Source organism: Amedibacillus dolichus DSM 3991, from assembly GCF_000154285.1.
In the GTDB taxonomy this organism is placed as follows: Bacteria; Bacillota_I; Bacilli_A; order Erysipelotrichales; family Erysipelotrichaceae; genus Amedibacillus; species Amedibacillus dolichus.
This window is the reverse complement of the sequence record NZ_DS483471.1, coordinates 1-6434: the sequence shown is the minus strand read 5'-3', so window position 1 is coordinate 6434 and position 6434 is coordinate 1. Positions and strand designations below refer to the sequence as shown.

The window sequence follows — 6434 nt, the reverse complement described above, 5'->3', positions numbered from 1 at the left end:
CTCAGCCACTCGGTGTTGGAACAACCATTCAAGATTTGGAAAATTTCATCGTTTCCAACAACTTGCTTCCACTTGGCTCCTTGCTGTATCTAATGTTTTGTACACATCGCTATGGCTGGGGCTGGAAAAACTTTATTAACGAAGCGAATACTGGTAAAGGGAGAAAATTCCCGGCAAAACTATTTAGCTACTGTGCCTATATTTTACCGGTAATCATTCTGGTAATCTTCTTCCAAGGCTACATCGAAAAATTTACATGGCCTTTGAATTTCATTCTTGCGACAGTGATCTTGGCAATCGTCTTGTATTTTCCGATACAGGCATGGGTTGCCAATCGCAGAAAAGCAAAATAAGAGCTTAGCAATAGGCTCTTTTCTTTTGTCCTTTTCATAATCCATGATACAATATTATTATTGAGAGGTGTTGCGAATGGCAAATATATGGGGACATTTAAAAACCATTACAAAGCATAAGATTGCGGTAACCAAGCTTTGCTTTCGCTGTGGTTTATATAAACAAGGGCTTCTGCATGATTTATCCAAATATTCTTGGGTGGAGTTTTCCGCCGGTGCTCGTTATTATCAAGGCAATCGCAGTCCGATCGATCGGGAAAAGGAAGTCAAGGGGTATTCGCTTGGCTGGCTGCATCACAAAGGAAGAAATAAGCATCATTGGGAGTATTGGTTAGATAATGCTGCCGATGGAATTCAGCCTTTGGAAATGCCCTTAAATTATGTTATCGAAATGTATTGTGATCGTACCGCTGCTTCCAAAATCTATATGAAGGACGCTTATCATGATGGCAGTGCTTATGAATACTTTATGCGTGGCTATCACCATGTTCTTATGCACCCCAACACCAAAGCATTGTTGGAACATATTTTAATTTATCAACGAGATCATGGTACGGATCAAACGATTGCTTATATTCGCAAAGAGCTGTTAAAAAATAAATAAGCGGGCAATTCACAGAGGTATGTTGAATTGCCTGCTTATTTATTACGAAATATACTATTTAAAATATTATTTATGATGTAACTATATTTTGATTTTATACTTGCTTTAACCATTCAAAGTATTCTAAATTTCTTATTTTAATTCTTCAAATGTTGGATAACTTGCTATGGCACCTTCTTTTGTAACAGAAATTGCACAAAATTTATTTGCGATATCCAGATAATGCTTTAATTGATTTTCTTTAAGCCTTTCAAGATCCTCTAATTCTACTTTATCTTTTGCCAATTGATATAATAAACAACCAATAAAGCCATCTCCTGCTCCCGTTGTATCTACTGCCTTAACCCTTTTTCCTTCTGAATAAACTTTTACATGTTTTGTATATGCTGTTGCTCCTTCTTTACCTGCTGTATAAATTATTAACTTTACGCCTTTTTCAAATAAAGAATCCAAAACATCTTCAATATTTTTACTTTCAAAGATAAATTCCACTTCTTCATCACTAATTTTTAATATATCTGCATAGTTAATGTATTCGTTAATTGTTTTTCTTAGATATCCATAATCTTCAAATAACGGTAAACGGACATTAGGGTCAAATGAAATAACAATATTCTTCTCTTTAGCAATTTCTAATGCCCGATCATGCGCTTTACGCATTGGAAATTCCCCCAATGATACGGAACAAAAATGTAACGCGTATGCATCTAAAAACCACTCTGGATTTATATCTTTTTCAGACAACAACATATCCGCACCCATTTTTCGATAAAAAGAAAATTCACGATTCGCTTGTTCATCTAAAGCCACAAACGCTAAAGAAGTATTTGCCAAATCTGTTCTTTTCACATAATCTACATGCACATTAAAATCTTCCAATTCTTTAATAATTTTGTCTCCAAACGAATCGTTTCCTAACATTGTAATAATATTGCTAACTCCTCCAAGCTTTGAATATGCACCACACACATTCAAAGGAGCACCACCTAATTTCGGAGAAAAACTGTTTACATTCATAATTTTTCCAACATTTGAAGGAATCATATCAATCAGCGCTTCTCCAATAGCTAACAGCTTTTTCATAAAATTTTAACCCCCTTCATTTCATAAGTTATCATCTCTTTAATGCCTTCTGTTTTTATATTTAATTGATTATTGGAATCATAAAACCTTGAAGTCATAGTATATCTTCCATCATTAATAAAAATCTCAAGTACCGTCTCATCTATAAATATCGACATTTTATTCACTTTTATATTTTGAATATATCGTTTATTTCTATTACAGTTACATTTAGAAAGATCTAGACATAATTCGTTTTTCTTATATACCATTTTTATATCATTTAAAGACAAAACAAATTCATTATCAGCTTCAAATTCAATATTGCTTGATTTCGAGATTGCAAAAGAGCGACAATATTTCTTCTTCTCTTTTCGCAAGCTTAATATTTCATCAATCGGTTTTTGTATCATTCTACCTTCCTTAAATTCTATTTGCCTTGGCATACTTAATGTTTGATTCCAATCATCATATATATCAAGATATTCATTATCCGGCATTCCTATCCACGCCATCATAATCAATCGTTTTGAATTATAAAATGTTTGCGGAGCATAAAAATCGAACCCGTAATCTAAAGCTTGATATTCAACTAAATCTTTCCCCTTAATTTTATAGTACCCACAATCATAAACATTTTTAAATATCTCTTGCTCTTTAACAAAGCCTTGTGGACAACACATAATAAAACTATTGCTTTCATTTTTAAGTAAATCAGGACATTCAATCATATACCCTACATCTTTTTTAGGAGTATATCGTTGAAAGTATTTCCACGAATTAAGATCCTTACTAATATATTCTAAAACACAGCTTGTATCATCATGCAAACGTGCCCCTAATAAAAGATGATAATTCCCCTCTGAAATAAATAATTTAGGATCTCTCACATGCTTCGTGCAATCTCTTGGATAATCTTTATTCGATAAAAGACAGCGCTTGTTTTTAAAATTGAATCCATCTTTACTTTCTACACAAATTAAATTTTGTTCTCTTCCCGAGTGTATATAATCATGATTTCCTGCATATCGTACATTTCCCGTATAAAACAAATACAATGTATCTTCTTTAATGATTGCACTCCCTGAATAAGCTCCGTTCATATCATATTCAGAATCTGGTAAAATAGCCAGCTCATGCCTTGTATATGTTACAAAATCAGTGGTTGAATAATGTCCCCAAGCTTTATTCATACGTCCTTGTAAGTCATCTTCGTCAGCTTGATAAAATATATGATACCTGCCATGAAAGAAAACTAACCCATTGGGATCGTTTAACCAACCTTTTCTAGGCATCAAATGATAATTTAGTTTTTTGGCTGCCATATCATTCTAGAATCTCCTTAATAAAATCAGCCATTACACACCATGCTTCCTCTGCTTCTTGTGGCATATACTCATCAAAGCATTCATGTGTAAAACCATGACGACAAGAAGAATATTCGATATATTTTACATCACCGCCAGCTAGTTTCATTTTTTCCGCGAAAGCTTTTTCTTCATTTTTTAATGAATCAAATTCCGCGCTTATCACTAACATTTTAGGTAAATTATGAAGATCTGCCAACAATGGCGATGCTAATTCTTCATCTAACTCATCAAAACTATTATAGTACCAATTGATATATTGCAGCATTCTATTTTCTGAAATTGCTTTGGACGGATCTTGTACCTTTCGAAGATCTGCGCTTATCTCTTGTCGTAGAGGAGGATAATCTAAAATAGCACCCTTAATTCCGATTTCTTTTCTATCACGATCGATTAAAGATAAGCATGCTGAAATATATCCGCCTGCGCTATGTCCCATGACCATAACATTTTCTTTATCAAGCAATAATTCTTCGTTGCGTTTCAGAACTTCCACTATTGCCTCATAGCTTGAAAATAACGGTTTGGGATACTTAAATTCCGGTGCTAAAACATAATCTACATTCAAAATAGCACAATTTGTTAAATCTGCTAATTTCCGACAGTATTTTCCATCTTGCTCATAGTATCCTAAAACATTTCCTCCTCCATGAAAATTGAATACAGCTTTCAATGGCGTTTTTCCATTCCAATTCAGTGGTCTATAAATAGATATATCTACATATCCAGCAGTTTCTGTCTTTACACAAATTTTTTCAAATTTTCCATGTAACCGTTCTTCGTGTATCATATCTGCATATTTAATTTCTTTTCCCATACGATATTCAAAAATTGTATAATCTTCTTTTCTCATCATATTACTTTCTTCCCATCCTGTTCATCCAATAATCTGCCAAAAATACCCATTGATTCAAATGACAATCAATCTCATCATCTATATGAGTCAACCTATTATCCAACGCTTTTCCATGTTCACCATGACCAAATAAATGATATTCTACTTGCACATCAAATTCTAATAATTTTGCGATGAATTTCGTAGAATTTCGAGAATCAACAACCGGATCATCTATAGAATGCCAAATGAACATTGGTACAGTATCTGTTGAAATATAGTTTAATAAATCCACTTTATATATTTGTTCCAATAAAGGTGTATTCGTTTGATATAAGACATAATTCATTATCTTTTGGACTTTCTTTACACTTTCTAACTTGTGTTGCACCATAAATTCTTCACTATTCGGTCTTAAGAAAGGATAACCCAATATAATTCCCTTTGCTTTTAATTCGTTTTCTTTCGGTTTAAAACTTAATTCTTTTATGATACTAGGATCATTCCAACGAACCCCGCAAGATGCGCAAACATGACCTCCAGCTGAAAATCCCATCATAAATATACGATTCACATCAATTTTCCATTGTTCTGCATTTTGTTTTATGATATGTAATGTTTCAAACATCTCAACAACTTGGAGCGGATACTTTGCAGCTTTTAAAATACCTTTTTCTGGATGTTCACGATCCGAACCAACAGAATATTTTAATACAAACATTTGGTATCCCATTTTCATGAATTCAAGCGCAATAGGTTCCCCTTCTTTCGTAGCATGAATTGCATACGCACCACCTGGTGCAACTATAATAGCAGGTCTTTTTCTAAATTCACGATAGTTTATTTCTGAATCCATGATATATGTATCAAAATATGCTCCACTAGGCAAATAAATTTTTGAATTTATCATATAAACACCTCTTTATTAAATGACTTGAGGGGAGCTATTCCCCTCGTTTTCTATATTAACCTTGAATATCTTTTTCGTTTTTATCAAAACCAAAGAAATATACAAATACGGCTGTTGCTACAAATGCAATTACACATGCAATAATCCCATTAACCACATTAGCTTGTGATTTACCAAGGAAACATAATGCCGCAAATATATTGGAAGATGGAACAAGAGTAGCATCAATAACTCCGGTTAATCCTGCGTATGCACCACCTAAGAATCCTCCGGCTAACAGACCAATGAATGGTTTCTTGTATTTTGTGCATATACCATAAATTGTCGGTTCAGATGTTCCAGCAACAATTGCGGTAATTCCATAAGATAACGCAAGTGCTTTCTGTTCTTTATTTTTCAAACGTAAGAAGGCACCGATGCCAACACCCATAATTGAAAAACTAGAAACAGAAACTGCAACTGCTGCAAAACCATCAAATCCCTTGGTAGCAAAGATCTGGAACAACGTTGTAATCAATACCATGTGCATACCGGTCATTACCAAAACAGGATATAAAGCAGCGATTAACCCAATACCAATAAATCCAGCAATACCTTCTAATGAGAATAATGCAGCTACTACATATTCCACAATAAACGCTCCTGCTGGTCCAAACACACATAATGCAATTGGTAACATAGCAGCAAGGGTAAATGCCGGTGAGAATACGGAACGAATAGATCCGGGAATGATACGATCAAAGAAATGAGCAATATATGACATTACCCAATTTGATAAAATGATTGGTACAATTGAACTAGCATAGCTTTGAACATTGCATGGGATTCCATAAACTGTAAATTCTTTTCCAACTAAACCTACAAATGTCGGGTGGATTAGAATAGCCCCCATTAAAATACCTAGTACCGGATTCAAATTAAATTTCTTTGCACTCGTATAACCAACAATTACCGGGAAGAAATAAAATGCTGCATCTCCTACAAATGTGAATAATGTGTATAAATCATTTCCTTCATGTAATACATCTAATACATCTGGCCCCAATACAGCAACAAGCATTTTAAAGAATGCAGATGCCACAATTGCTGGAATAGCTGGACCCATACTTCCGGAAATGGCATCTAAAATCCCATTTCCTATTGATTTGATAGTGATTTTTTCTTTCTTTACCGGAACAATGTCTTTATCTGTATTTTCAAAATTTCCTATTTCACAAATTTCTCTATAAACATCTTTTACTTCTGTCCCAACAACAACTTGTTGCTGACCACCTGCACGTACTACACCTAATACACCAGTAAT

6 protein-coding genes and 1 pseudogene are annotated in these 6434 nt (G+C 33.9%); 2 read left to right on the top strand and 5 right to left on the bottom strand.

Annotated elements, in window-relative coordinates:
- Both EUBDOL_RS11545 and EUBDOL_RS01965 read left to right on the top strand, forming a co-directional pair.
- A pseudogene (locus EUBDOL_RS11545) lies at positions 1–353 on the top strand (sodium-dependent transporter); the annotation flags it as partial.
- A gap of 76 nt (positions 354–429) precedes the next feature.
- Positions 430–957 (top strand): DUF5662 family protein, encoded by a 528-nt coding sequence (locus tag EUBDOL_RS01965; protein WP_004798003.1) that lies wholly within the window; start codon positions 430–432, stop codon positions 955–957.
- Between the two features lie 132 nt (positions 958–1089).
- Here the strand turns inward: EUBDOL_RS01965 and EUBDOL_RS01960 are convergent, their stop codons facing one another.
- The 5 genes from EUBDOL_RS01960 to EUBDOL_RS01940 all read right to left on the bottom strand — a co-directional run.
- Complete coding sequence (locus EUBDOL_RS01960) at positions 1090–2040, bottom strand: carbohydrate kinase family protein (RefSeq protein ID WP_004798001.1); 951 nt, start codon at positions 2038–2040, stop codon at positions 1090–1092.
- Entirely contained in the window at positions 2037–3344 is a 1308-nt protein-coding gene (locus EUBDOL_RS01955; protein ID WP_004797999.1) for a glycoside hydrolase family 32 protein, read from the bottom strand. The genes EUBDOL_RS01960 and EUBDOL_RS01955 overlap by 4 nt, the downstream gene beginning before the upstream one ends.
- Before the next feature lies 1 nt (position 3345).
- Positions 3346–4242: an alpha/beta hydrolase gene (locus tag EUBDOL_RS01950; RefSeq protein ID WP_004797997.1), complete on the bottom strand. Its 897-nt coding sequence runs from the start codon at positions 4240–4242 to the stop codon at positions 3346–3348.
- Between the two features lies 1 nt (position 4243).
- Positions 4244–5131: an alpha/beta hydrolase gene (locus EUBDOL_RS01945; protein ID WP_004797996.1), complete on the bottom strand. Its 888-nt coding sequence runs from the start codon at positions 5129–5131 to the stop codon at positions 4244–4246.
- A 55-nt stretch (positions 5132–5186) separates the two neighbouring features.
- On the bottom strand, positions 5187–6434 hold a 1248-nt coding region (locus EUBDOL_RS01940), incomplete at its 5' end, for a PTS transporter subunit EIIC (protein ID WP_040462924.1).

Excerpts from the sequence above, each read along its gene's own strand:
- EUBDOL_RS01965 (WP_004798003.1), top strand. The coding sequence starts at position 430 with ATGGCAAATATATGGGGACATTTAAAAACCATTACAAAGCATAAGATT.
- EUBDOL_RS01960 (WP_004798001.1), bottom strand. The coding sequence starts at position 2,040 with ATGAAAAAGCTGTTAGCTATTGGAGAAGCGCTGATTGATATGATTCCT.
- EUBDOL_RS01955 (WP_004797999.1), bottom strand. The coding sequence starts at position 3,344 with ATGGCAGCCAAAAAACTAAATTATCATTTGATGCCTAGAAAAGGTTGG.
- EUBDOL_RS01950 (WP_004797997.1), bottom strand. The coding sequence starts at position 4,242 with ATGATGAGAAAAGAAGATTATACAATTTTTGAATATCGTATGGGAAAA.
- EUBDOL_RS01945 (WP_004797996.1), bottom strand. The coding sequence starts at position 5,131 with ATGATAAATTCAAAAATTTATTTGCCTAGTGGAGCATATTTTGATACA.